Here is a 24,809-nt window from a genome sequence, read left to right on the forward strand (position 1 = left end):
AAAGGACCATTGTCTCATCCGCCGGTATATAATCCTGATACAAAAACAGCTGTTCTGCAGTACACGGGAGGCACAACAGGGCTGCCGAAAGCGGTCATGCTGACTCATCAGAATATTTTCTCCAATATATTTCAAAATGTTCATTTTACCGTTAAAAATATCAGCCGGGAAAAGGAAAAGCTGCTTGGCGTAAGCCCCTTTTATCATGTATATGGAATGACGGCCGTGCTGCTGCTGGGGATTTTCAGAGGATCCGCCGTTATATGTGTTCCGCGTTATCAAACAGAATCCTTTTTACATCTGATAAAAAAAGAACAGCCAACGTTGTTTTCTGCTGTGCCAACAGTATATATTGCTATGCTGCAGCATCCTCTCGCTGTGCCGGAGACGATGCAGTCATTGAAACTCTGTATGTGCGGATCGGCGCCGATGCCGGTAGACGTAATGGAGCAGTTTCAGGAGAAAACAGGGGCCGTCATTCTCGAAGGATACGGGTTATCTGAAACATCACCGACCACACACCGCAATCCTGCGAGCGGCAAAAGAAAAATAGGAAGTATAGGTATTCCGATTCCTAATACAGACTGTATGATTGTGAGCCCGGAGGATGAAAAAACAGAGGTAGTGCCTGGAGAAGTAGGAGAGCTTCTAATAAAAGGACCACAGGTAATGAAGGGCTATTGGAACAGAGCAGAAGAAACAAAGCATGCCCTGCGGAATGGATGGCTGTACACCGGCGACTTAGCCAGAATGGATGAGGAAGGCTATTTTTATATCGTTGGAAGAAAAAAAGAGCTGATTATTGCAAGCGGTTACAATATTTATCCGGTAGAAGTGGAGCAGGTGTTATACACGCATTCTCAAGTAAAGGAGGCCGTGGTATTCGGAGTGCCTGACACGTACAGAGGAGAAACCGTATATGCCGCCGTGACGTTAACAAAAGACGCACAGACGACCCCTGAAGAGCTGAGAGAGTGGCTGAAAGAATACGTGGCAGTATACAAAGTACCGGCAAAAATTGAAATTAGAGAAAGTCTTCCCCGAACCAGCGTAGGAAAGATACTGCGGCGCAGGCTGAGCGAGGAAAAGCAGAATAGATAAAAATAAAGAAATGGGGAAAATGAGATGAAAAAATGGAGATACCTTATTGGAATGACGGGAATAGCAGTGCTGACAGGCTGCGGCGGCGGCGGAGACGGTGAAAGTGAAGGGGAAACAGGCGGCGAGGATTTGATGCATTCTCATATATCCGGACCGACGGCGTCCGGGTGGTATCCGTTATCTACACTGATGACGGATATATGGATGGACGATATTGAAGGGGCGAGCGTAACGGTCGTTGAGGGCGGCGCCATCAGTAATATTCGGGATGTGAATGACGGGTCTGAAATGAAAACAGGAATGGCTTTCGCATCCGATTTTGCTGACGCCGTTGAAGGAAGAGGGGCATTCGAAGGAGATCCTCAGGAGAATATTAAGGGAATTGCTGTATTATATCCAACGCTTTGGAACTTTGCTGTCCTGGACAGCAGTCCGTATAATTCCATTGAAGAAGCGCTCGAAGGCGGGGCAGATATCGTGCCCGGCCAGGCCGAGGATGCCAGTTCGCAGACAGCGGAAAGAGTGTTTGAAGCAATGGGCTACACCATTGAAGATATCGAAGCGAATGGAGGAAGCGTCACGTACAATGGATATGGCGATGCAAACAATCAAATGAGAGACGGCGGCATTGATATGGTAGTGCAGGGTGGATCTCCCTATGTGACAGGGCTGAACGAACTCGACTCAACCAATGCGATTAAACCGCTGCCAATTCCGGATGACGCTCTGGAAGAGCTGGGAGCAGGGGATTATGGATATGATATCGACATGAGTATTCCTGCCGGCTCTTATTCGAATCAGGAAGAAGACGCTCCAACGGTATCCACCATGGCGATGCTTATTGTTCATGATGAAGTGGACGATGAAACGGTATACGAACTCACCAGGTCTCTCTGGGAAAACGAAGACCGTTTTGTTGAAGAGCAGCCTAACCGCGGAGAATATTTTGATATAGAAACCGGCTACCACGGCCTTGTGAATCCGGAAGAAAATATACATGCCGGAGCAAGTCAGTATTATGAGGAAGAAGGCGTAGTAGACGAATAAATAATTTTAACAAATCAGTAAGTATTTCTTCAAAAATAGATAAAGATGAAGCGAAAGCGCTCCTGTAAAAAGGAGTGCTTTTTTATGCGTGCAGTTATATTTAATGTTAGATTATCTTCCGTGTTGATTACCTTTCGTAATGGAAACTGCTACAGTAATGAGAACGTTCTATAATAAAAGGGGGAGCATGAATGAATGATCTGACGAAAAAAATAGGGACAGGCTCTATGGCAGTATTAATGAGCCTTCCATTTGCAGCTGGCGTATCTGCAGAGCAGGAAGCATCATTTACAAAGAACACAATCACTCCGGAAGAAGCTGATGGGGATCATTACATACCGTCTACAGTAGAAAATATACAATGGGGGGACCTGCCGAATTTAGATAGTGAAGCAATAAAGACCATTGAATCAGGTGAGACTGTAACGTTTGATACAGTCTCCCATGAAGGAATCATGGAAGATCAGGGAAGGGATCCTGTAGAGTATTTTAAAGAATACGGAATCGAAGAAGATGAAATTTTACAAGAAGCAAAAGACATTGCTGAATCTGATATCGACCATGACTTTGATGAGCACGGCCCTCATGTTGTTACCGGTCCGGTGGCAATTGAAGGAGCAGAGCCCGGCGATGTGCTGAAAATTGAAGTGCTGGACCTGGAACCTCGTGTTCCTTACGGTGTCATATCCAATCGTCATTATAAAGGAGCGCTTCCCGGCGAGTTTCCTGAAAATGAAGGGCCTCAGGAAGGAGCAGATGAGGATAATCCCGAGCTTTACAACAATATATCTACATTTACTCCGATTGAAAAAGTCGATGGGGAATGGATTGGGGAAATTCCGGGTGAAGACGTCACATTCCCGCTGGATCCGTTTATGGGGATGATGGGAGTAGCTTCTGCAACAGAAGAATATGTGAGTTCCGTTCCGCCTTCAGAAACCGGCGGCAATATTGATATTAACGAACTTGGAGAGGACTCTTCTCTTTATCTGCCTATTAAAGTGGACGGTGGAATGTTCTACACCGGCGATCCTCATTTTTCACAAGGTGATGGAGAAGTGGCATTAACAGCGCTGGAAGGGTCCCTTCGTGGAACGTTCCGGCTGACCGTTCTGAAAAAAGGAGAAGATGAGATTCCGGGAGACTCTGAAGATTTCACCCAGCCATTTGGAGAAACGGAAGATTTTTGGATTCCGATTGGTTTGAATGAGGATCTTGATGAAGCAATGAAAGAAGCAACGAGAGAATCCATTGACTTTTTGGACGAAGAATTTGGAATGGACCGTGCCAAAGCACTGGCGTATTTAAGCGCCGCAACTGACTTTGAAGTATCGCAGGTAGTGGACCAGACAAAAGGTATTCATTCATTAATCCGCAAATCGGACTTTGAAAAGAAAATAGCCTTAAATGCTGCAGAAATGGCTGCTGCAGAAGATGAAGAGAATACTGAAATGGAAGAAGGCGGTGTGCTGCCGAATACAGCCTCCAATATGCCGCTGTTTGCTTTAATTGGAGCATTGACTGCTTTTGGAGGAGCGGTGTTTCTGATTAGAAGAAAAAATCGCAGCGTCTCATAAATTTTAAATCACTAAGACTTTCTGAGAAAATCAGAAGGTCTTTTTTATTTAAAAAGGACAAACAAGAATAATAGAGATAAAACAAAAAGCAGGAATAGCGGAAGCGGTTATGGAAAGAGTGCATAGTAACCAGAAATAAGAAAAGGGAGAGAAAACAAAATGCCTACAATTGTAGCCTATACGAAACCGCCGGAGCATGTTCTGGCTTATTTGGAAAAACATGCGGAAGTCAAAGTATACCCTGCCCATGAAGACGAGGACGCTTTTTTGAGAGCGCTACCAGAAGCAGATGGCTTAATTGGGGCGGGGTATCCAATTAACGAAAAGCTGCTGGAAAAAGCGCCGAGGCTGCAGGTAGTCAGCAACGTTTCCACCGGCTACGATAATTTAGACATGCCGGCTCTTACAGCAAGAGGTATTACGGCGACCAACACGCCTTATGTACTTATTGATACAGTGGCAGATACTATTATGGGAATGATGCTTGCAGCAGCCAGAAGAATTCCGCAGGCAGATAAAGGTGTAAAGGAAGGACGCTGGACAGACAAGCGCGATGAAACTTTCTTTGGAGTAAATGTCCATCATAAAACGCTCGGTATTATTGGGATGGGGAAGATTGGAGAAGAAGTGGCGCGAAGAGCTTCTCTCGGGTTTCATATGGACGTACTGTATCATAACCGTCGTGAAAAGCAGAACGTAGAGGCCAAATACGCTGATCTGGATCAACTGCTGAAGGACTCTGATTTTGTGCTCGTCATGACTCCTTTAACAGAAGAAACGAAGCACTTTATTCGTAAAGAGCATTTTCAAAAAATGAAAAAGACAGCAGTCTTTTTGAATGCTGCCCGTGGAGCTGTCGTAAAAGAAGAAGACCTTGTAGAAGCGCTGGAAACAAAAGAAATCCTGGCAGCCGGTATTGATGTATACGAGCAGGAGCCGACAAGTCCGGACAATCCGCTGCTTGCTCTGGACACTGCAGTTACGCTCCCGCATATCGGATCTGCTACGAGAGAGACAAGAGAAGCAATGTATCAGGATGCAGCTGAACAATGCGCGGCTGCTCTTGCAGGAAAGGTCCCGGAACATAAAATAGAAGGATAAATTACCGGCGCCCGATCCAGATAGTCCAGCGGTCTTTTTCGATTATTTTCTCTTCAGGAGGCAGTTTGGAGGATAGGAAGGTAATAAACCTTTCTATTTCCCCATCGCTGACTTCGTGGAGAATGGAACGTCCGGTTCTGGCGCGTAAGTCCTCAAACAATGCTTCGGGAGTATTATATTCTTTTCTTGTTTCCCACAAAGAGCGCGTTTCAATAGAAGAAAAGCCGGTTTCTTTCATGTTATCGGATAAATAGGAACGGGAATGACGTCTTTTCTTTTCCTGCAGAGCAAGCTGTGGAAAGAATTCCATCAGCCAACCGCGGATATGGGTGGTGGAGCCGCTGACAAAACAGTCTTCAGGCGTTCGGTCCTGTACGATAAAAAATCCCCCGGGCTTAAGAATGCGTGACGCTTCACTAAAACAGATATGAATATCGGATAAATGGTGGGTGACGGCGCGAAGAAGTACCAGATCTGCATCATCATCCGGCAAATTAGTCTGATAAGCGCTGCCAGTCTGGAAATGAACACCTGGACAGCTGGTGCTGTGTGCTTCTGCCTCGGCAATCATCGGCTTTGAAAAGTCTATTCCTGTAACCTTCGGAATGGAAAGCGCCTGTAATGCCCGGCTGTAGATTCCGCCTCCGCAGCCTATATCGACTGCATGATCTATAGATTGGCCGGCTGTAATAACGGCTGCCTCATTAAGCCAGGCACTGCCGGCTTCTCTAGTAGAATAGGAATGTTTGTTATCCTGACTGTGAAAGTCCATGCTCATTAGTATCCCCTCCTGTCTTGACTTTATAAGAAATGAAGAAGGGGTGCAACGGTCAGCAAGTAGAATGAAGATCAACGAAAAAGCTGTTATTTCCCTGAGTATAGAAGCTGGCGAGTTCAGCCAGCTTCTTATTTACTATATTGTCCTGCATAATAATTTTCTCTTCACATTCACGATACATAACGGTGAAAAATAGAGCTTGTCTAATAGCGTGATAATCAATAATAATGGCAATATTCAGGTGGTCAAGGGTCCGCTCCAGCTCCAAAATATCACGTTCAAGCAAAAGCTGACAGGCAGGTTTCCAACTGGTTGAATAAGAAAAAGCAGCAGGAGCAGGGGCAGGAGACACAGGCTTTGGTTCGGTATCAAGCAGCACTTTGGAGAGGACATAACGTTCAGCGAGCTTAAATGCAGAAGGGTCTATCGTACCGAATTCCATCTTATTCCTCCTATTTCATACGGTTACCTTTTCTCAAATTATACAACATAATAAAGGAAAGTCATGGGTATAAAGTTATAAAAAGATAAAGAGGGTCAGAAGGAAGCGTAAAAAATCAGAAAATTATTTAGAATAATTGCTGAAAAAAGCGCTCTAATGCTTTAATATAGAAAAGATAAAATGCGTTAATGAGATAAAGCAGGTTCTCAATAAGGCACATATAAAAAGGGGAGTAGATGACGGTGGCACTACATACGAACAAACCACGCGAGCAGTGGGCTTCTAGGACTGGTTTTATTCTGGCGGCAATGGGATCAGCTGTCGGACTTGGAAACATATGGCGTTTTTTCTATGTAGCCGGAGAAAACGGTGGAGGCGCCTTTCTTTTGATTTATCTTTTATGTATTCTGGTTATCGGTATTCCGATTATTATGGCTGAATTTACCATCGGCAGGCGCTCCCAGCAGGACGTTGTGGGATCGTTTGAATCATTATCCTCCGGTGGTGCATGGCGGTATGCCGGGCTGCTCGTGTAACAGCAGCATTTATGATTTTGTCCTTTTACGCCGTTATATCCGGCTGGATCATGCACTATTTTATTCAGTATCTGAACGGCAGCTTCTGGAGCGCTCCGGCTGAAGGGTATGAAGGATATTTTGTCTCCTTTACCGGCAGCTTTTCGCAGTCGATTCTCTGGCATTTTCTTTTCATGGCGCTCGTGATCATTATCGTCATGCTTGGAGTGAAAAAGGGAATAGAGCTTTCCAATAAAATCCTTATGCCGCTTCTTGGCGTACTTTTGATTGTGCTGGCCGGGTACAGCTTAACGCTCGGAGGCGCTTCGGAAGGTCTTTCCTTCCTGTTTACGCCGGACTGGTCGGCTTTCTCTGATCCGGCGGTTTATCTTGCAGCGCTGGGTCAGGCATTTTTCTCGTTGAGTCTTGGAATGGGTACGATGATTACGTACGGAAGCTATCTTTCTAAAAAAGAACAGCTTCCGGGCGCTGCTTTCAGCGTAGCTGGACTGGATACGGGTTTTGCTATTCTGGCGGGTGTAATGATCTTCCCGGCGGTTTTCGCTTTTGGCATTGATCCAAGTTCGGGACCGGGACTTGTATTTATGGTTCTGCCTGATATATTCAATAATATTGCTGCCGGCGGTATTGTCGGTCTTGGTTTCTTCTTTCTGCTGGCGGCAGCGGCCCTTTCTTCCGCTATTTCCATTCTGGAAGTCGCTGTAGCTTTCTTCATGCGGAAGTTTAACTGGAGCCGGGTTCGTGCAGCTCTTGTTATAGGAACGATTATTTTCTTGATTGGTATTCCTTCTTCTCTCGGCTTTGGTCCGTGGTCGAACGTAACGATTATTGGCGACAATGGTATTTTGGATTCTGTTGACTTCATTGCATCTAATATTTTCCTTCCGCTCGGCGGACTGATTATTGCTTTGTTTGTCGGCTGGAGCTGGAAGACAGTCGATGCGCTGCGTGAATCTGATTTTGGTCAGACAACGATTGGGTATATCTGGCTGTTTATCCTCCGCTTTATTGCACCGATTGCGATTTTGTTGATCTTCCTCAGTGCGATAGGCATATTTTAAATAGAAAAGGAGCTATCCCGAATGCGGGACAGCTCCTTTTTCGTATTATAAAAGAATGATTAAAAGAATAATCCCTATTACAACACAGGCTCCTATAAAAGTAAGGCATCCCCGGATCATCGAATCACTCCTTTCAGCCCTATACATAATGCATGGCAGATAGAATAATATTCCCTCTCATTCGCGGTCTGAAACAAGTGTCATATCAAGGGGATTCTATCTCTGGAAAGCGGATATGTGATATTATAAAAGAGGATAAATGAAGCTGTAAAGTATTGGGGGAATGAACGTGACAGTCGAGCGCGCCGCCTTAAATAGAGTAATGGAAAACATAGAACGGGTTGTCGTTGGAAAAAGAGAAGAAATTGAACTTAGCTTAACGGCCTTACTGGCCAAAGGGCATGTTCTGCTTGAAGATGTGCCGGGAGTTGGTAAAACGATGATGGTTCGGGCTATTGCCCGGTCCATCGGAGCCGAGTTCAAGCGTATTCAGTTTACGCCGGATCTGCTGCCGTCGGATGTGACGGGGGTATCGATTTACAATCAAAAAACGATGGAATTTGAGTTTCGTTCGGGTCCGATTATGAGCCATGTCGTGCTGGCTGATGAAATAAACCGGACTTCGCCGAAAACCCAGTCCGCTCTTTTAGAGGCATTGGAAGAGAGCAGTGTAACCGTGGATGGAATAACCAGAAAGCTCCATGAGCCTTTCTTTGTGATGGCGACACAGAATCCAATTGAGCATGGGGGTACTTATCCGCTGCCGGAAGCGCAGCTTGACCGCTTTCTTTTAAAAATGAAAATGGGCTATCCATCGGGGAGCGAAGAGCTTGAGGTGTTAAATAGAGTAGAGAAGCGTCACCCGATTGAAGAATTGGATCATGTACTGTCACTCGAAGAAATACTTGCCATGCAGTATGAGGCGGGTCGTGTATTCGTTGATCAATCCATCAAGCAGTACATCGTTAATCTGGTAAGAGAAACGAGAGAGCACTCTGAAGTATATTTAGGAGTGAGTCCGCGGGGATCGATCGCTTTGATGAAAGCGGCACAGGCCTATGCATACCTGCAGGGCAGGGACTTTGTCGTGCCGGATGATGTGAAATACCTTGCTCCTTACGCGCTTGTGCACCGAATGATGCTGAGGTCTGACCTGCAGGTTATGGACAGACAGGGAGCCGATGTGATTAACGAAATTCTTTCCAGGCTCCGTGTCCCAACGTCCTCCTCGGAAACGGTAAATAAATGAGAAATGTCTGGTACGGAGTAATAAAATATGTAAAGCTTCTGTTTGTGCTTGCGCTGGCAGGAGCTTTATATGCGTACGCTATGTTTCAGGGCGGCTTTGTGTCCTGGTTTTTGTTTTACAGTATTATGACGGTTATTTTATTTAACCTTTTGTTTGTGCTGTTTCCGCTTAGGTGGATTCATATAGAGCGGACTTCCAGTAAAAAGACGCTGGCCCATGGAGAACAAATTACCGTGGACCTGACGATGACGAAACGATTTGCCTTTCCGCTCGTATTTATCAGCATATGGGATCATGTGCCATATGGATTGGAAGGGACCGGCAGACCCTCCGGCACCATTTATTTTTTTTCGATGGCAAAAACAGTCTCCTACCAGTATGACGTAAAAGGAGTGCGCAGAGGAGAGTACCGTTTTAAGCAGATTCATCTGCAGGCCGGTGATTTGTTCGGCTTTTTCACAAAGGACTATGAAAGCCCGGTAAAGAGCAATATCCTTGTTCTTCCTAAAATACAGCCGCTGCTCGGATGGAAGCCGTCATCCGACGAACAGTCCGATGACGTAGCGGTGTCCCGCCGGACCACAGAGGAAGCCTATTCTATCGCAGGCGCCAGGGATTATGTTCCGGGAGACCGTATGACAAGCATTGACTGGAAAGCAACAGCCAGGGGTGGAAAGCTTGTGACAAAAGAGTTTGAATCCCAAAAAGGAGAAGGCTACCTGTTAATTGTTGAGAATCTGCTCCAGGAAAGGGACCAGGAGGCATTTGAGTCTGTTATTGAATGCGCGGCTGCGTTAGCCAATGAAAATCGGACCAGAAGTATTTCCACCGGTCTGGCGTTTTCTTCCGAGCCACATATTGCTATGGAGGAAGCCGGAAGCATGGTTCACTTTAAAGCTATGTACGAAAGGCTTGCTTTAGCCGATATTGATACGGGTAAAAAAGGAGGCGCTCCTTTCTTTCAAAAAGTACCTTCTTCCAACTCTCTGCTGTTTGTTACTTCTTCTTTATCTTCTGAAAGAATAGAAGAGCTGCAGTCTTTTTTATGGTATGGCCGTGAAGTAACAATCTGTCTTGTAGAAACAAGCGTCTCTGATATGGAGGAGACCCGTAATATGTTAACGAATCTTAGAAAGCAAGGCATACGTGTCCTTATTGCCCGTCCCGGGACGGACGGGATTAATCTCATATAAAGGGGGAAGGGCATGAATCTTTCCGAACGAACGCCAAAGATGTTCGCTATGTACGTACTGGGATATATTCTATTAATGGAATGGCTGCTTCCCCTTCCCGACATATCCGATACAGGATTTGTTCCGATGTTTATGGCAGCCTCGGCGTTTTTCTTTATTGTGACGTTCTTCCGATTTCCATGGTGGCTGCATGTAATGCTGATTGGAGGAAGTATTTTATACGCGCTTCATTCTGTATTTTTTGAAACGAGCTTTTTGAGTCCGGCGTGGTGGCTCAACTTTTCAAATGAAATTTCGGTAAATATCGAGACAATGCTGGCTGGACAGTGGCATGCGCTGACAGATCCATTCCGGACTTTTTTATTTCTGCTGCTGCTGGCCGTGATGAGCTATCTTGTCTATTTTTGGGTGATTCAGGCGAAACGGATTTTATTCTTTTTTGTTTTTACCATTATTTATATAGGTATTATGGACACATTCCTTCCTTATAATGGAAGCGGGGCCATTATCCGCATTTTTGCAGTCGGATTTGTACTGCTGGCTCTTCTGCAGTGGGATCGTCTTTCTGAATACTTTCCAGGAGAAAAAAGAGGAAAGGTCTGGCTCCGCTGGGCTGCACTTACATTGGCAGTCCTCGTCACGGCTGCTGGAATCGGCATTGCCGCTCCTAAATCAGAGCCGCAGTGGGCGGACCCTGTGCCGTTTCTTCAGGCGAGAACCGGCGTGGACGGAGACACCGAAGACGGAAGCGAAACGCAGCGGATCGGCTACGGTGCCAACGATGAGCGCCTTGGCGGCGGATTTGAAATGGACGACAGTCCAGTATTTACAGCTGCAGGTACTGGAAGCGGCTATTGGCGCGGTGAATCAAAAGATGAATACACCGGCCTGGGGTGGGAAACTGCTACTCCTTCAGAAGGAACGCTCTCGAGCTCTTTTTACGCGGAAGAGACGCCGACAGAAGAACAACAGATGAGCATCACCATGGCAGAAGGCCGGACAAATGATTTTGCTTTTTATCCGGGATCGGCTGAAGAAATAAATGCTGCCGATGACGTATCTTTCTCCTTTGACCGCTATACCGGCAGGGCAGATGCCAGCCGGAATGGAGAAAGCTTTCCTCTCTCCTCCTATGATGTCGTTTACGAAGAAGCTTCTTTTCCGGTAGAAGAGATGAGGCAGGTAACTGGAGGCGGGGAGGATGAAGTCGATGAAGCTTTTCTGCAGACTCCGGATGATCTTCCGGCCTCTATCGGTGAACTGGCAGAGGAATTGACGGCGGAAGAGGATAACCGGTATGACCAGGTGAAAGCGGTAGAAAGCTACCTGCGCGGTCCGGAATTTACGTATAACACACAGGATGTAGCGGTGCCGGATGAGGACACCGACTATGTGGAACAGTTTTTATTTGAAACACAGGTTGGCTACTGCGATAACTTTTCTACTTCTATGGCCGTAATGCTCCGGACACTCGATATCCCAACCCGCTGGGTAAAAGGCTACACGGGCGGGGAAATGGTGGAGTCCTCTGAAGACGAATCGGTTTATGAGGTAACAAATGCCAATGCCCATTCCTGGGTGGAAGTATATTTTCCGGGAACGGGCTGGGTGCCGTTTGAACCAACCCGCGGATTTGATGCAGAAGCAGACTATCAATTTGCAGATAGTGAAGAAGCAGAAGTGGAACCCCCGGAGGACGAAGAGGATCATGAGGAATTAGAAGAAGAGCAGGAAGAACCGGAAGAGAATCAGCAGGCAGCCGGAGATTCGTTTACGATGCCGCTATGGCCTTTCCTCCTTCTGGCCGGGATAGCTGCTGTGCTTGGATTTGTATTTCGCCGGAAATTGATTACGGCTTATATATTGGCTAAATATCGTCATATGGATGATACAGGGACTTTTGTTAAGTCTTTCTATTCACTGCTCTGGCTTCTCGGCTACGCCGGCTGGAAAAAAGAAGATAGTGAGACGCTGCGTGAATATGCAGAACGAATGGATCATCATTATCAGACAGATGATATGAGATTTTTAACCCGGGAATTCGAGAAATATTATTACGGGGGACGTGCAGAGCTGACGGACGTTGAAAAAGCCAGCAGCATATGGAAAGAAATGGTTCATCGAATAACATCTTGACCGCTTGTAAGGCTGCTGATAAAATGAAAGGCATGTTTTCATCGTACGCAGCGGCAGGCAGCCGAACCGTATTACAAACAATAAATACTTCGTATATCCCCGGTAATAGGTCCGGGAGTATCTACCCGGGCACCTTAATGACTGGACTACGAAGGCCGTCTTTATAGAAGAGCAGCACGTGCTCCGCTATCCGTAAGACAGCCTTCGTTTTCTATGTATAATGAAGGGGTTTTACGGATTTTTTTATGCTTTGAGAGTGTTTTGATGCATTGTATTAATAGAAAATGGGGTGGCAGGTGTGGAATTAGAACATGAAACAATTGTGGTTCTCGATTTTGGAGGCCAGTACAATCAGCTGATTACAAGAAGAATTAGAGATTTAGGGGTTTACAGTGAACTGCATTCCAACAAAATTACAGCAGATGAAATTAAAGAACTAAATCCAATCGGTATTATTTTTTCCGGTGGACCGAACAGTGCCTATGTAGAGGGAGCACCGAGCTGCGATCCGGCCATATTCGATATGGGAATTCCGATTCTTGGCATCTGCTATGGTATGCAGCTGATGACTCACCATTTCGGAGGGAAAGTGGAGGCGGCTCATCACAGAGAGTATGGCAAAGCGATGATTACTGTGCAGAATGGATCGTCTCTTTACCACGACCTTCCAAAAGAACAGTCCGTCTGGATGAGCCACGGTGACTTGATACTTGCTCCGCCGGAAGGATTTGTTGTGGATGCTGTCAATCCATCATGCCCGGTAGCCGGAATGAGCGATGCCGGCCGGAAAATGTACGGCGTACAGTTTCACCCGGAAGTACGGAACACCCAGTTCGGCGACGACATGCTGAAGAATTTTGCGTTTGAAATCTGCGGCGCACAGGGTGAATGGTCAATGGCGAATTTCGTAGAAGAACAGGTGGAAATTATCCGCGAGCAGGTAGGAGACAAGAATGTTCTCTGTGCTCTCAGCGGCGGCGTTGATTCTTCTATCGTAGCGGCATTGATTCACCAGGCTATCGGCGATCAGCTGACGTGTATGTTTATTGATCACGGCCTTCTTCGAAAAGGAGAGGCGGAAAGCGTGATGGAGACATTCGCAGGCGAGTTCTCCATGAACATTGTTAAAATCGAAGCGAAAGACCGCTTTCTCAATAAACTGGACGGCGTATCCGATCCAGAACAGAAGCGGAAAATTATCGGAAATGAATTTATCTACCTGTTTGAAGAGGAAGCCGGCAAGCTGGAAAATATGGACTTTCTTGCGCAGGGAACGTTATATACAGATATTATTGAAAGCGGAACGGATACAGCCCAGACGATTAAGTCCCACCATAACGTCGGCGGCCTTCCGGAGGATATGCATTTTGAACTGATCGAGCCGTTAAAAACCTTGTTTAAAGACGAAGTGCGTAAACTTGGGGAAGAGCTTGGCGTGCCGGAAGAGATCGTCTGGAGACAGCCATTTCCAGGGCCGGGTCTTGGTATCCGCGTGCTTGGAGAAATAACGGAAGAAAAACTTACGATTGTAAGAGATTCCGATGCGATTCTCCGCGAAGAAATTAAACTTGCCGGACTGGATCGTGAAATCTGGCAGTATTTCACGGCGCTTCCAAACATGAGAAGTGTCGGCGTAATGGGAGATGCGAGAACCTACGATTACACGGTAGGAATCCGTGCCGTAACTTCCATTGACGGTATGACATCAGACTGGGCGCGTATCCCATATGATGTGCTTGAGAAAATATCCACCCGAATCGTAAATGAGGTATCACATGTCAACCGCGTCGTGTACGACGTGACGTCTAAGCCGCCTTCCACTATCGAGTGGGAATAAAATAATTATTATCTTTTCGTATAATTGCGGGAATAAGGCCCGCAGGTTTCTACCAGCTGCCATGAACAGCTTGGCTACGAAAAGGACAGCAGGGAGCGGAGCGATCCGCTTTTTTCTGCGCTGTCTTTTTCTATGTCCAGCTTCGGCAGAGTTCCTTTCTGTCGAAGCTTTTTCTTTATAATAGAGAACCGCTTTCAGGCGGAAACAGAGAATAAGGGGTATAGAGAATGAATCGATATTTTGAATTTGCGAAACAGGGTACCACGTTAAAAAAAGAAAGCCTGGCCGGGTTAACGACTTTTCTTTCCATGGCTTACATACTTTTTGTCAATCCGTTAATTTTGTCAGATGCAGGCATGGACCAGGGCGCGGTGTTTACGGCAACAGCGTTGTCCGCAGCGGTCGGTACGCTGATTATGGGGATTATTGCAAAATATCCGATTGCACTGGCGCCGGGGATGGGTCTGAACGCCTTCTTTGCCTACACGGTAGTCATTGGGCTCGGTATCCCATGGGAACTTGCGCTGTTTGGCGTATTCATGTCGGGTATCATCTTTATCTGCATTACCCTGCTGGGAGTAAGAGAAAAAGTAATTAATGCCATACCGGCAGAACTAAAATATGCGGTAGCCGCCGGTATTGGTCTCTTTATTGCTTTTATCGGTCTCAAGGGCGCAGGTATTGTCGTTGGAGACGAAGCGACCCTCGTTGGGCTGGGCTCCATTACGTCCCCGTTAACGCTTCTGGCAAGCTTTGGACTGATTGTTACTGCAATACTGATGGTAAAGGGTATTCATGGCGGTATTTTCTACGGCATGCTGATTACAGCAGTTACCGGCATTATTTTCGGCCTTATTGAGCTGCCTTCAGGTATTGTAGGAGCGGTACCCAGCCTTGCGCCGACGTTCGGCTCTGCTTTCAGTATTCTCGGAGAAGTGGAGTGGACAACTCAGCTGACTGTCCAATTAATTATCGTTATTTTAACGTTTCTGTTCGTGGATTTCTTCGATACAGCAGGAACATTATATGCGGTTGCCAACCAGGCAGGCTATGTGAAAGACAATAAGCTTCCAAGAGCAGGACGTGCGCTTCTTGCCGACTCTTCTGCTACGTCGATAGGAGCCATTCTTGGTACGTCAACGACGACGGCCTATATCGAATCCTCGGCAGGGGTAGCTGCGGGAGGACGAACCGGCTTTACTTCCGTCGTGACAGCACTGCTGTTTCTAGCAGCTATGTTCTTCTCGCCGCTGCTTGTGGTTGTTACCGAAACAGTAACAGCACCGGCACTGATTATCGTTGGGGTGTTAATGGCCTCATCGCTTAGGCTGATCGAATGGAACAAACTCGAAATTGCCCTTCCCGCCTTTTTAACGGTAGTAGCGATGCCGCTGACCTACAGCATTGCAACAGGTATTGCTATCGGCTTTATCTTTTATCCGATTACGATGCTTGTTAAAGGACGCGGCCGGGAAATTAATCCAATTATGTACGTCTTGTTCTTTGTCTTTATTGCTTACTTCGCCTTTTTGGGAGAGTAAATGAAAAGCATGCTTCCGATGGGAGGCGTGCTTTTTTGATTAGAAATCTTTTTCCGGGGGAATAGAAGCGAAGGAAGCAAGAACCAGCCAAAGGAGGAAATCAAAATGAATGCATTTAAAGCCCTTGTCGTCGATCAGACGGAAGACGGCCACGTGTCAAAAGAGATTCGGGAACTGTCCGAAAAGGACCTTCCGGAAGGTGATGTGCTGATAAAGGTTCATTATTCAAGCGTGAACTTTAAAGACGGCATGGCCGCGATGGAAAATGGAAATATCGTTAACGACTATCCAATGGTTCCGGGAATTGATCTGTCCGGCACGGTTGAAAAATCGAATGATCCGGCTTTTACAGAAGGCCAGGAGGTCATTGTTACAAGCTATGAGCTGGGTGTTTCCCATTACGGAGGATACAGTGAATATGCGAAAGTTCCTTCCGAATGGATCGTACCGCTGCCGGAAGGCCTGTCGCTTAAAGAAGCAATGATTTACGGAACGGCTGGATTTACAGCGGCCCTGTCTGTGATGAAGCTGCAGGAAGAAGGCGTCACGCCGGATAAAGGAACCATTCTTGTCACGGGTGCTACAGGCGGTGTTGGAAGCATGGCGGCTGCCATGCTGGCCAAACTTGGATATAACGTAGCGGCAAGCACCGGTAAAAGCTCAGAGCATGATTATTTAAAAAAGCTGGGTGTGAAAGAAATTATCGCAAGAGAAGACCTGGTCCCGGAAAAAATCCGGCCGATTGACAAAGAACGATTCGCAGGAGCAGTCGATCCAGTCGGCGGTGAAACGCTATCCTACATTTTAAGCTGCCTGCAGTATGGAGGAGCAGTGGCCGTAAGCGGTCTTACGGCCGGCACAAAGGTTCCGACTACCGTATTTCCATTTATACTACGGGGCATTAACCTCGTTGGTATTGATTCTGTCAACTGCCCGATGGAACGGCGCAGAGAAGTATGGAACCGGCTGGCAGCGGATTTAAAAACAGAAGATTTATTATCCGAAATAGGCAGTGATATCACTATCAATGAACTTTCTGAGACCTTGGAACAGATTATTTCCGGGAAAATCCGTGGAAGAAAAGTGGTCACATTTGCATAACGGCAGGAACAGAGCGCTCATAATCATTTATGAGCGCTTTTTTTATTGTCTGCCTATACTGCCGGAATATCCTATTACCAATTAATTACTCTACAGGAGAACAAATTTCAGATATAATAGAGTAATAGTCGCAGTAAATTGTAAATTATTGTATAAGTACTTGGTTCGGGAGGCAAAGGAATGGAGAATTATCAAGCATTGTTTTTTGAAAAAAACAAGGCAGACATGGCAGTCATTTCAAATGCGGAATACGATTGAAAATGATGAAGTGTACCGATGGCTGCATACGTTGAAAGGTACAGGCGGCACACTTGGACTTAGTGAGCTTTCTGCGATTTCTGAAGAGAAAATGGGAAATTTGAATGACAATAAAGATGCAAGGTGGAGTATTGAACAGCTATCGGATTTTCTGGCACCTCTTATCAGAACATTTCAAGAGGAGGAAGCAGAAAGGAATACGATGCCGGCTGTCGTAAAAGAAGACGTCAGCCATGGACCGCTTCTCCTGCTTGTAGATGACGATGTTGACTTTGCCAATTACATAAAAGACCAGTTTCAGGAAGAGGGTTATCTCGTCCTGCTGGCACCTGATAAAAAAAAGGCTCTTGAAATGTATCATCATTATCATCCGGACTGCCTGCTCGTGGACATTTTTGTTCCGGATAAACAGGATGGATTTTATTTATTGAATACTGTTTCACAAATTGCAGAAGCTCTTGTAACACCGGTTATAGCGGTAACATCAGATGCTACACCCGAAACAAAATATGAAGCATATAAGCATGGTGCCTCTTTTGTGCTGCATAAACCTTTTGATATCCGCGAGTTAAAGCATATTTTATCAAACCAGCTCATTCGAAAAGATAGAATCCAAAACGCCATTACCATTGATGAGCTGACCGGTGTATTTAACCGCAAGATCCTTGTAACAGCAAGCGAACGGTTTTTCGGAGCCTACCGGAGAGACGGCTCTGAATTTTCAGTAGTGCTTCTGGATCTTGATCATTTTAAAGCAGTAAATGATACATTCGGCCACGAGCAGGGAGATAAAGTATTGAAGCACTTTGCCTCGTTTCTTGATGCCCAGAAGCGGCCTCAGGATATGCTGGTCCGGCTGGGCGGGGAAGAATTTCTAATTGTTCTTCCTAATACGAATAAAGCGCAGGCCGTTAAAGCGGCAGAGCGGTGGTGCAAGAATTATTCAGAGATGACTGTTGATGCTTTAGATGATATGGCGCTGACGTTTTCAGCAGGCATTTCTACTGTAACGCCTGAAACCGCCTCACTGGATGTTCTGCTAAATGAGGCAGACCAGGCGATGGCAAAAGCTAAAGAAGAAGGCAGGAACCGGATCCGGACATTTCAGCGGGGGAATGAAGTAGTACGCAAGATGCCGATGAATATCATCGTAGTAGACGATGATGAAGTAATGGGGGGGTTTCTGCTGAATCGCTTTCAGCGGATGGAACTGCCAAAGTACAGTGTGAATGTCTCTCATTACCGAGAAGGGGAAAGCTTTTTGCAGAATGACTGGTACAAACGTTCTCAGAAATTTTTTATTATCCTGGACGTGACGATGCCCAGAATGAACGGATTCGAAGTATTGACAGAGCTTCGTGCAAACTTTCCGGCCTCGGACATCGTTGTATTGATGCTGACAGGAAGCAAGGCAGAAAAAGATGTTATCCGGGCTTTAGAACTGGGAGCTGATGATTACATGGTAAAACCATTCAAAGTAGAAGAACTGCTGGCCAGATCGAAACGCTTAATTCAGAGGATATTGTAAATGGAGCCGATAGTAGCGGTACTGCTCATCGGCCTGATTCTATTTCTTGTCTTTCTTCTTTGTTTTTACTTTTACCTGCGGTTGATTAAAATAAAGCGGTTTAAACAAGAAGAAAAGCTGGAGCGGGTAAAAAAGAAGTTCGTCCGGGTATCTCTGCGGCGCTTGAAGGAGAAGCGGAGTGGGAGACAGGACTGCCTGAATCACGAACAGACACATCGCAGGCTGCCATTCAGGAGGTGCTGCTTGAGTATATGAACTGGATGAATGATGAATATACGATGGCAGGCATCCATAAGCTCGCGGCCGAAGAGCTGACAGAAACCTACCGGAAACAGCTTCATTCCAGAAAAATAAGCGACCGTTTAAATGCTTTATACTTTATAGAAAACTTTCATTTAAAGGAGCTTGAGCCGGAAGTACTTAACCTATACAAAGAAAATAAAAACAAGGTTGATCTGCATCCGCAGGCATCCCGTACGCTGGCTTCTCTTAAATCTACGGCCTTTATGGAAGATTTTTTTCATGCGGATTCCAACGAACCTCGTTATTTATATAAAGAGGTCATTCGCCGACTGGATGACACTATTTTTTCCCATTGGATGGAAAGACTCGGACATCCTAACCAGAAAGTAAGAGAAGCTGTCCTGGCGATTGCAGCTCAAAAAGGGGACTGGAACACGATTCCTTTGTTTGAAAAAGCCGCAGCGGATGAAGACCTGGAAGTGCGGCTGCAGGCTTACAAAGGGTTTGAAAGGCTTGGTGTGGTTCCCGATACAATCGTTCCAGCAGATATTGCTGTGTCCGAACACTGGCCGGAGCGGATGATGGCCGCACGGTTGTGGAAAGTCAGCCATTCCCGCGGCGTACAGTATTTTATCAGGGAATTAATTAAAGATTCCTCCTGGTGGGTCCGATACTATGCAGGAGAGGCACTCAGCCATCACCCAAATGGAGAGGAAGAACTGCTTTTTATTCAGCATGCCAGTAACGATCCCTTTGCAAGGGATATGGCCGGACAGTGGCTGGATACCATGAAGGGAGGGGAAGTATGACGGCTGTATTAAACTTTATTTTTTTCATGCTCATTGCCGGCTTTATAAGCTACACCTTTCTTGTGCTCATATGGTACATCGTAACGGCTGTAACGGCTATGCGCGACATGAAAAAATCAGAAGGCATTCATGAAACGGACCATACCAGGACAGGCTGCAGGCCGATGACATACCTCCGGTTTCGATTCTCGTTCCAGGCTACAACGAAGAAGTATCTGTGGAAGGAACGGTGAAATCCCTTCTCGGCCTCCGCTATCAGGCATTCGAGATCATCATTATAAATGATGGCTCAACAGACAACATGCTGCATACAGCAATTGATGCATTCCGCATGAAAAAGGTAGAGCAGGTCGTACGACGCTATGTGCCTTCCAAGCCGGTAAAAGCGGTGTATCAGTCGGAGATACACCCTAATGTGTATCTTATTGATAAAAAAATGGGGGCAAGGCTGATGCACTAAACGCGGGCATCAATGCATCCAATTATCCTTATGTCTGTTCTATAGACGCAGACTCTGTATTGGAACGTGATTCTCTTATTAAAGCAGTACAGCCTATTATTAACGGAAATGGCGATGTAATAGCAGTGGGGGGAAGCATCCGAATTGCCAATTCTTCTTCCATTGAGCGGGGCGAGATGATGAAAGTCTCGGTATCGAGACGGCCGATTGTGATTATGCAGGTGATTGAATATTTCCGCGCCTTTTTAATTGGCCGCCTTGGAATGAGCCACTTTAATATACTGCTGATTGTATCGGGCGCTTTTGGTCTGTTTGAAAAAAGTGCCGTCATTGCAGCCGGTGGCTACCGGACTGATACCGTCGGTGAAGATATGGAGCTTGTCGTCCGAATGCACCGGACAGCGCGGGACAATAATAGAAAATCAAAGATATCCTACATACCTGATCCCGTCTGCTGGACGGAGGCGCCGGAAACCGCTGCTGTTCTTCGTAAGCAGCGAAGACGCTGGCATCAGGGACTGACAGAAACATTCTGGATGCATAAAAGTATGTTTTTCCGCAGGAGATATGGGGCGCTTGGATGGATCGGCATGCCTATTTTTTTCCTGATTGAATGGTGCGGACCGGTTCTTGAATTGTTAGGGTATGGTCTGCTTTTATGGGCATTGTTGTTTGGAGATATTAATACAATGTTTGCGATTATCCTGTTTCTATTAATGATTATGATGGGCTCACTGCTCTCTGTTACATCCGTCCTTTTGGAAGAACAGGGCAATGGAAGCATACAAATGTAAAAGATCTAGACAGGCTGTTCTGGTATGCCTGGACAGAATCCTTCTGGTACCGCCCGCTTACGGTAATCTGGCGTGTGGAAGGAATCTGGAAAGCTATCCGGCGCAGCAAAGACTGGGCAAAAGCAGAAAGAAAAGGTATTTCATCCTAAGGTGATGAAAGGCGGGAGACTTTATGAAAAAGATATTAGTAGCAGACGACGAAGATGTGCTGAGAATGCTTATAGTCGATACGCTCGAAGATGAAGCATATGAAATAGAAGAGGCGGAAAATGGCACAGAGGCTCTCCAGATGGCTTCTGAAAAAGAATATGACTTGTTGGTTGTGGATTACATGATGCCGGGGTATAACGGAGTCGAGGTACTCAGTCATTTAAAGGACCGGGGAAGGCTTAAGCAGATGAAAAGCCTGATGCTGACGGCGAAAAGTCAGGAGTCTGATAGAGAGAGCGCCCTGAAGGCAGGAGCGACCGAATTTTTAACAAAGCCTTTCAGCCCTGCGCTTCTAATCAGCGTGGTAGAGGATCTTCTTGATGATTAAATATATTCTGGAAAAGGCACACCGCAGGTTTTTATTAATCTTCGTGTGCCTGCTTCTGCTTGTCGGTGCCGGGGCTGTCATACAATTAAATCACATAAGCAGTGAGCAGGAAAATATTCGAAGTGAGTCTATTGAACTGCGAGAACTCGACGGTCTGCTATTTGATATTGAAACGACCCTTCAGCAGGTAGTCATCCAGGGACGCGGCTATTATATTTATCAGGAAGATGCTGTTCTCGACAGCCTGAATGCAGAAATAACAGAACTGGAGTCTATTCTCGAAGAGTACAGGGCACTTGGAAGCGACCGCAAAAATGAAACGCTTGCGAATGAAATTGATACATTTACCACGCAATATTCCGAGGAATGGATTCCTCAGGTTACAGCTCAAATCGAGAATGGCGGAGGAGAAATAGACGCCATTACTTCAGGAGAAATCAATGAACAGGCCAATAGCATTATTGATCAGACGACGGCAGAATACAATGCGATTGAGATCGACCGTGCTAGTGCAAATGATGATTATTTTGCCTCTACCATTCAGGCGAATAATTCCATCCTGCTTTACTTTTTTCTCATTCTTCTTGTGCTTGGAGTGAGCGTCTGGACATTATTGTACTGGTTAACGAGACCGCTTCAGAATTTAGAGGAATCAGCGGACAAAATTGAAGCCGGAGAAACCATCGACCTGAAATATACCAGTCGAAAAGATGAAATGGGATCGCTCAGCCGTACGTTCTCCCAAATGGCCGCAAGCATCCAAAGTAATCAGGAAATGCTGACCGACCGTAACGAGGAGCTGGAAATTCAGCAGGAAGAGCTGGAATCGCAGCGGGAGCGTCTGCATCAAATGAATGAATTTAATTCCTCCCTGTCTGCTGTATCAGAGAAAAAAGAGCTGCTGAATACTATTCTTGCACATTTTCAAGCATTGTTTCCATTTGAAAAAGCATTAATATTGACTATGCAGCCGGAATGGATGACGGCAAGCCTCGGAATGACCGATGCCAGAGTCAAGTGGATAACAGAACATATTGAAGAAACGCCCGCGATGATAACGTATGAAACAAAAGAGCCTCACATGGTGAAAGTGCAGGCAGATTTGTCAGAACAGGGACTCTCGGAAGATAAGAGGGACTTGTACGAGCTGTACATGCCTATTTTTTCCGAGGGAGAACATTTAATCGGCATCTGCTGCATGTACCGGATCGGACGTCCTTTTTCAAAAGAAGAGCAGCATACGATGTTCGGCCTGCTGAGCCAGTCCAAAATTTCCTTTGAACGTATTATTCTTCACGAAACGACAGAAAAGGACAGCGCCCTTTATCAAGCGATAATTGACAATGTAAACGAAGGTATTCAATTTATTGACGAAAAAGGAAAAATGATTCACAGCAACAGCAAGATGGATCAAATAGCAGGAAAATCCGGCTATCAGAAACACCAGCAGGCGCCTTTTGAAAAATGGACCACGGGACTGCTTTCTCATGTGGCTGAAGAAGACCGCTCCATGCTTGAAGCTTATTTCCACTCCTATCGTGAGGGGGAAAAGCCGAACATTGAAAGAGTGTACTATCATATTCATGACGGAGAAGAAGTCCGCGTGTACGAAGTATATGGCGAGCAGCTGTTCAATGACGGAGAGCTGCAGGGCACTATTTTTGTACACAGGGATCAGACGAGAAGCTATGAGCTCGATAAAATGAAGTCGGACCTTGTCAGCACCGTCAGCCATGAGCTGAGGACTCCGCTTTCCAGTATTCTCGGTTTTGCCGAGCTTATGCTGATGAAAGAGTTAAAGCCGGAAAAACAGAGAAAATACATTGAAACGATTCATAAAGAGGGCAATCGTCTGACGCACTTGATTAACGACTTTCTGGATCTGCAGCGAATGGAGTCCGGAAAGGAAACGTATGAAAAAGAACGGGTGGACGCTGCTGAAATTGTAATGAATGTCGTGCATACGATGGAGCCGGGCCAGCCGGACCATTCATTTATAATAGAAGACAAGCTGCACTCCGGGAAAATCTTCGCGGATGAGGATAAACTTGTACAGGTGATGACCAACCTTATCAGCAATGCAGTAAAGTTCTCGCCGGATGGCGGCACGGTTACGATCAGCATGAAAAATTATCAGGATAATGTGATGGTGTCTGTTGCAGACCAGGGTCTTGGCATTCCGGAAAAAGAACTTCCGAAGCTGTTCAGTAAATTCCACCGTGTAGAAGGCGAAAAGCGTCAGAAAATCCGTGGGACGGGTCTTGGGCTTGCAGTATGTAAAAAAATACTCGAAGACCATAACGGCAAAATAATGGTAAGTTCCGAAGAGGGTAAGGGAAGTACGTTCACGTTTTATCTGCCGGCTCTTGATGGAGAAGAACTGCTTCAATACCCGCTCTCGGACTCCACGTTAACAGCGCTGGTGCTCGAGGACGACAGAAGCCTTGGCATGCTTTTATCAGAGGAGCTGCGCCATGCAAAGTATGAGGTGGCTTTTCACTTTAACCCGAAAGCGGCTCTTGCTGCGATTGATAACGGTCTGAAGCCGGACGTATTTATTGTCGATGTCATGCTTGGCGATGAAATGGACGGATGGACATTTATTAAGCATATAAAAGCAAGGGACGAGTTGAAAAATATTCCTATCATTGTTTCTTCTGCTTTAAATGAAGATACGGAAAAAATGCAGGAGCTGGAAGTGCATCACTATTTAACAAAACCGTATCCGCCTCAGAAATTGTCCCAGCAGGTTCGTTACCTATTGAAAAAGACAAATCCGGCCGGAGAAATTTATGTCCCTTCCTCGGAAGACGACGCATAAAATAAAAGAAATGTATAATGAAACTGTCCTGAAAAGGGCAGTTTTTTTCTTTCCCGGTGACTTAATGGATATGCGATAATGAGAAAGTGAGCAAAAGAAGGGGGTCATATGCTTGGTAAGTATACTGCTCGCTAATGTCTGGACATTTATGGCGATTGTGTTTGTTATTAATATTTTGTACGTGACGTTATTAACGCTGCGGCTGATTTTTACATTAAAAGGTCAGAAATACTTTGCCGGTCTGTTTGGTATTATTGAAACACTGGTCTATGTTATCGGTCTGGGACTGGTTCTTGAAAATCTGGATAACTATTTAAATTTAGTCGCTTATTCGGTTGGATTTGGAACAGGTGTACTGGTTGGTATGAAAATCGAAGAAAAGCTGGCTTTAGGATATATAACGGTCAATGTTATAACGAAGGAATATGAACCGGACATTCCCAACGCGCTGCGTGATAAAGGATATGGAGTAACGAACTGGGTTGCCTACGGACGGGAAGGCGAACGAATGATGATGGAAATACTAACTTCCCGAAAATCTGAGGCTCGTCTTTACCGGACAGTAAAAGACCTTGATTCCAAAGCCTTCATTATTTCACATGAACCGAAAGCATTTTTCGGCGGCTTCTGGGTAAAGGGAATACGACGATAGGAGTAG

21 protein-coding genes, 1 pseudogene and 2 riboswitches are annotated in these 24,809 nt (G+C 45.9%); of the genes and pseudogenes, 20 read left to right on the plus strand and 2 right to left on the minus strand.

The genetic code is table 11. The features are described from left to right. Positions 1-9: 9 nt before the first annotated feature. The 4 genes from MMY81_RS24615 (at position 10) to MMY81_RS24630 (ending at position 4,826) form a co-directional block, all read left to right on the plus strand. Positions 10-1,101, plus strand: a complete 1,092-nt coding sequence (locus MMY81_RS24615; RefSeq protein WP_252314900.1) for an AMP-binding protein — start codon at positions 10-12, stop codon at positions 1,099-1,101. Positions 1,102-1,125: 24 nt separating this feature from the next. Further along, positions 1,126-2,148 carry a TAXI family TRAP transporter solute-binding subunit gene (locus MMY81_RS24620; RefSeq protein ID WP_252314901.1) on the plus strand — a complete coding sequence of 341 codons (1,023 nt, stop codon included), beginning with the start codon at positions 1,126-1,128 and terminating at the stop codon, positions 2,146-2,148. A gap of 191 nt (positions 2,149-2,339) precedes the next feature. Next, entirely contained in the window at positions 2,340-3,725 is a 1,386-nt protein-coding gene (locus MMY81_RS24625; RefSeq protein WP_252314902.1) for an acetamidase/formamidase family protein, read from the plus strand. A gap of 159 nt (positions 3,726-3,884) precedes the next feature. Beyond that, positions 3,885-4,826 carry a 2-hydroxyacid dehydrogenase gene (locus MMY81_RS24630; protein ID WP_252314903.1) on the plus strand — a complete coding sequence of 314 codons (942 nt, stop codon included), beginning with the start codon at positions 3,885-3,887 and terminating at the stop codon, positions 4,824-4,826. A 1-nt stretch (position 4,827) separates the two neighbouring features. Here MMY81_RS24630 and MMY81_RS24635 read toward each other — a convergent pair whose 3' ends face one another. Both MMY81_RS24635 and MMY81_RS24640 read right to left on the minus strand, forming a co-directional pair. Then, on the minus strand, positions 4,828-5,604 hold the full coding sequence (locus tag MMY81_RS24635; protein ID WP_252314904.1) for a class I SAM-dependent methyltransferase: 777 nt from the start codon (positions 5,602-5,604) through the stop codon (positions 4,828-4,830). A 52-nt stretch (positions 5,605-5,656) separates the two neighbouring features. Then, positions 5,657-6,046, minus strand: a complete 390-nt coding sequence (locus MMY81_RS24640; RefSeq protein WP_252314905.1) for a hypothetical protein — start codon at positions 6,044-6,046, stop codon at positions 5,657-5,659. 236 nt (positions 6,047-6,282) lie between these two features. Here MMY81_RS24640 and MMY81_RS24645 point away from each other — a divergent pair. The 16 genes and pseudogenes from MMY81_RS24645 (at position 6,283) to MMY81_RS24720 (ending at position 24,803) form a co-directional block, all read left to right on the plus strand. After that, positions 6,283-7,643, plus strand: a pseudogene (locus tag MMY81_RS24645) (sodium-dependent transporter). A 283-nt stretch (positions 7,644-7,926) separates the two neighbouring features. Continuing rightward, positions 7,927-8,892 (plus strand): AAA family ATPase, encoded by a 966-nt coding sequence (locus MMY81_RS24650; RefSeq protein ID WP_252314906.1) that lies wholly within the window; start codon positions 7,927-7,929, stop codon positions 8,890-8,892. Beyond that, a complete protein-coding gene (locus MMY81_RS24655; protein WP_252314907.1) occupies positions 8,889-10,085 on the plus strand; it encodes a DUF58 domain-containing protein in 1,197 nt (398 codons plus the stop codon). The genes MMY81_RS24650 and MMY81_RS24655 overlap by 4 nt, the downstream gene beginning before the upstream one ends. Positions 10,086-10,097: 12 nt before the next feature. Beyond that, the gene (locus MMY81_RS24660; protein ID WP_252314908.1) at positions 10,098-12,221 is read left to right on the plus strand and encodes a transglutaminase TgpA family protein; all 2,124 of its coding nucleotides are present in this window, start codon (positions 10,098-10,100) and stop codon (positions 12,219-12,221) included. 69 nt (positions 12,222-12,290) lie between these two features. Next, a riboswitch (purine riboswitch) is annotated at positions 12,291-12,390 on the plus strand. Positions 12,391-12,519: 129 nt separating this feature from the next. Beyond that, positions 12,520-14,058 carry a glutamine-hydrolyzing GMP synthase gene (guaA, locus tag MMY81_RS24665; protein WP_252314909.1) on the plus strand — a complete coding sequence of 513 codons (1,539 nt, stop codon included), beginning with the start codon at positions 12,520-12,522 and terminating at the stop codon, positions 14,056-14,058. Beyond that, a riboswitch (purine riboswitch) is annotated at positions 14,055-14,155 on the plus strand. (Overlaps the previous gene by 4 nt.) Positions 14,156-14,285: 130 nt before the next feature. Next, entirely contained in the window at positions 14,286-15,599 is a 1,314-nt protein-coding gene (locus tag MMY81_RS24670) for an NCS2 family permease (RefSeq protein ID WP_252314910.1), read from the plus strand. Positions 15,600-15,704: 105 nt separating this feature from the next. Beyond that, positions 15,705-16,700: an NADPH:quinone oxidoreductase family protein gene (locus MMY81_RS24675; protein ID WP_252314911.1), complete on the plus strand. Its 996-nt coding sequence runs from the start codon at positions 15,705-15,707 to the stop codon at positions 16,698-16,700. Positions 16,701-16,941: 241 nt separating this feature from the next. Further along, on the plus strand, positions 16,942-18,486 hold the full coding sequence (locus MMY81_RS24680) for a GGDEF domain-containing response regulator (protein ID WP_252314912.1): 1,545 nt from the start codon (positions 16,942-16,944) through the stop codon (positions 18,484-18,486). Continuing rightward, positions 18,487-18,741, plus strand: coding sequence for a hypothetical protein (locus tag MMY81_RS24685; RefSeq protein ID WP_252314913.1), 255 nt, complete (start codon positions 18,487-18,489; stop codon positions 18,739-18,741). After that, on the plus strand, positions 18,738-19,538 hold the full coding sequence (locus tag MMY81_RS24690; protein WP_252314914.1) for a HEAT repeat domain-containing protein: 801 nt from the start codon (positions 18,738-18,740) through the stop codon (positions 19,536-19,538). Before MMY81_RS24685 ends, MMY81_RS24690 begins: the two co-directional genes overlap by 4 nt. Beyond that, positions 19,535-19,771 carry a hypothetical protein gene (locus MMY81_RS24695; RefSeq protein WP_252314915.1) on the plus strand — a complete coding sequence of 79 codons (237 nt, stop codon included), beginning with the start codon at positions 19,535-19,537 and terminating at the stop codon, positions 19,769-19,771. The genes MMY81_RS24690 and MMY81_RS24695 overlap by 4 nt, the downstream gene beginning before the upstream one ends. After that, positions 19,756-19,998 (plus strand): glycosyltransferase, encoded by a 243-nt coding sequence (locus MMY81_RS24700; protein ID WP_252314916.1) that lies wholly within the window; start codon positions 19,756-19,758, stop codon positions 19,996-19,998. Before MMY81_RS24695 ends, MMY81_RS24700 begins: the two co-directional genes overlap by 16 nt. Positions 19,999-20,006: 8 nt before the next feature. Further along, positions 20,007-20,792 (plus strand): glycosyltransferase family 2 protein, encoded by a 786-nt coding sequence (locus tag MMY81_RS24705; protein WP_252314928.1) that lies wholly within the window; start codon positions 20,007-20,009, stop codon positions 20,790-20,792. A 172-nt stretch (positions 20,793-20,964) separates the two neighbouring features. After that, a complete protein-coding gene (locus MMY81_RS24710) occupies positions 20,965-21,330 on the plus strand; it encodes a response regulator (RefSeq protein WP_252314917.1) in 366 nt (121 codons plus the stop codon). After that, complete coding sequence (locus tag MMY81_RS24715; protein WP_252314918.1) at positions 21,323-24,151, plus strand: ATP-binding protein; 2,829 nt, start codon at positions 21,323-21,325, stop codon at positions 24,149-24,151. Before MMY81_RS24710 ends, MMY81_RS24715 begins: the two co-directional genes overlap by 8 nt. A 148-nt stretch (positions 24,152-24,299) precedes the next feature. After that, complete coding sequence (locus MMY81_RS24720) at positions 24,300-24,803, plus strand: DUF2179 domain-containing protein (protein ID WP_374562766.1); 504 nt, start codon at positions 24,300-24,302, stop codon at positions 24,801-24,803. Positions 24,804-24,809 lie beyond the last annotated feature (6 nt).

Source organism: Sinobaca sp. H24, from assembly GCF_023845525.1.

Excerpts from the sequence above, each read along its gene's own strand:
- MMY81_RS24620 (WP_252314901.1), top strand. The coding sequence starts at position 1,126 with ATGAAAAAATGGAGATACCTTATTGGAATGACGGGAATAGCAGTGCTG.
- MMY81_RS24625 (WP_252314902.1), top strand. The coding sequence starts at position 2,340 with ATGAATGATCTGACGAAAAAAATAGGGACAGGCTCTATGGCAGTATTA.
- MMY81_RS24630 (WP_252314903.1), top strand. The coding sequence starts at position 3,885 with ATGCCTACAATTGTAGCCTATACGAAACCGCCGGAGCATGTTCTGGCT.
- MMY81_RS24635 (WP_252314904.1), bottom strand. The coding sequence starts at position 5,604 with ATGAGCATGGACTTTCACAGTCAGGATAACAAACATTCCTATTCTACT.
- MMY81_RS24640 (WP_252314905.1), bottom strand. The coding sequence starts at position 6,046 with ATGGAATTCGGTACGATAGACCCTTCTGCATTTAAGCTCGCTGAACGT.
- MMY81_RS24650 (WP_252314906.1), top strand. The coding sequence starts at position 7,927 with ATGAACGTGACAGTCGAGCGCGCCGCCTTAAATAGAGTAATGGAAAAC.
- MMY81_RS24655 (WP_252314907.1), top strand. The coding sequence starts at position 8,889 with ATGAGAAATGTCTGGTACGGAGTAATAAAATATGTAAAGCTTCTGTTT.
- MMY81_RS24660 (WP_252314908.1), top strand. The coding sequence starts at position 10,098 with ATGAATCTTTCCGAACGAACGCCAAAGATGTTCGCTATGTACGTACTG.
- MMY81_RS24670 (WP_252314910.1), top strand. The coding sequence starts at position 14,286 with ATGAATCGATATTTTGAATTTGCGAAACAGGGTACCACGTTAAAAAAA.
- MMY81_RS24675 (WP_252314911.1), top strand. The coding sequence starts at position 15,705 with ATGAATGCATTTAAAGCCCTTGTCGTCGATCAGACGGAAGACGGCCAC.
- MMY81_RS24680 (WP_252314912.1), top strand. The coding sequence starts at position 16,942 with ATGCGGAATACGATTGAAAATGATGAAGTGTACCGATGGCTGCATACG.
- MMY81_RS24685 (WP_252314913.1), top strand. The coding sequence starts at position 18,487 with ATGGAGCCGATAGTAGCGGTACTGCTCATCGGCCTGATTCTATTTCTT.
- MMY81_RS24690 (WP_252314914.1), top strand. The coding sequence starts at position 18,738 with ATGAACTGGATGAATGATGAATATACGATGGCAGGCATCCATAAGCTC.
- MMY81_RS24695 (WP_252314915.1), top strand. The coding sequence starts at position 19,535 with ATGACGGCTGTATTAAACTTTATTTTTTTCATGCTCATTGCCGGCTTT.
- MMY81_RS24710 (WP_252314917.1), top strand. The coding sequence starts at position 20,965 with ATGAAAAAGATATTAGTAGCAGACGACGAAGATGTGCTGAGAATGCTT.
- MMY81_RS24715 (WP_252314918.1), top strand. The coding sequence starts at position 21,323 with ATGATTAAATATATTCTGGAAAAGGCACACCGCAGGTTTTTATTAATC.
- MMY81_RS24720 (WP_374562766.1), top strand. The coding sequence starts at position 24,300 with ATGGCGATTGTGTTTGTTATTAATATTTTGTACGTGACGTTATTAACG.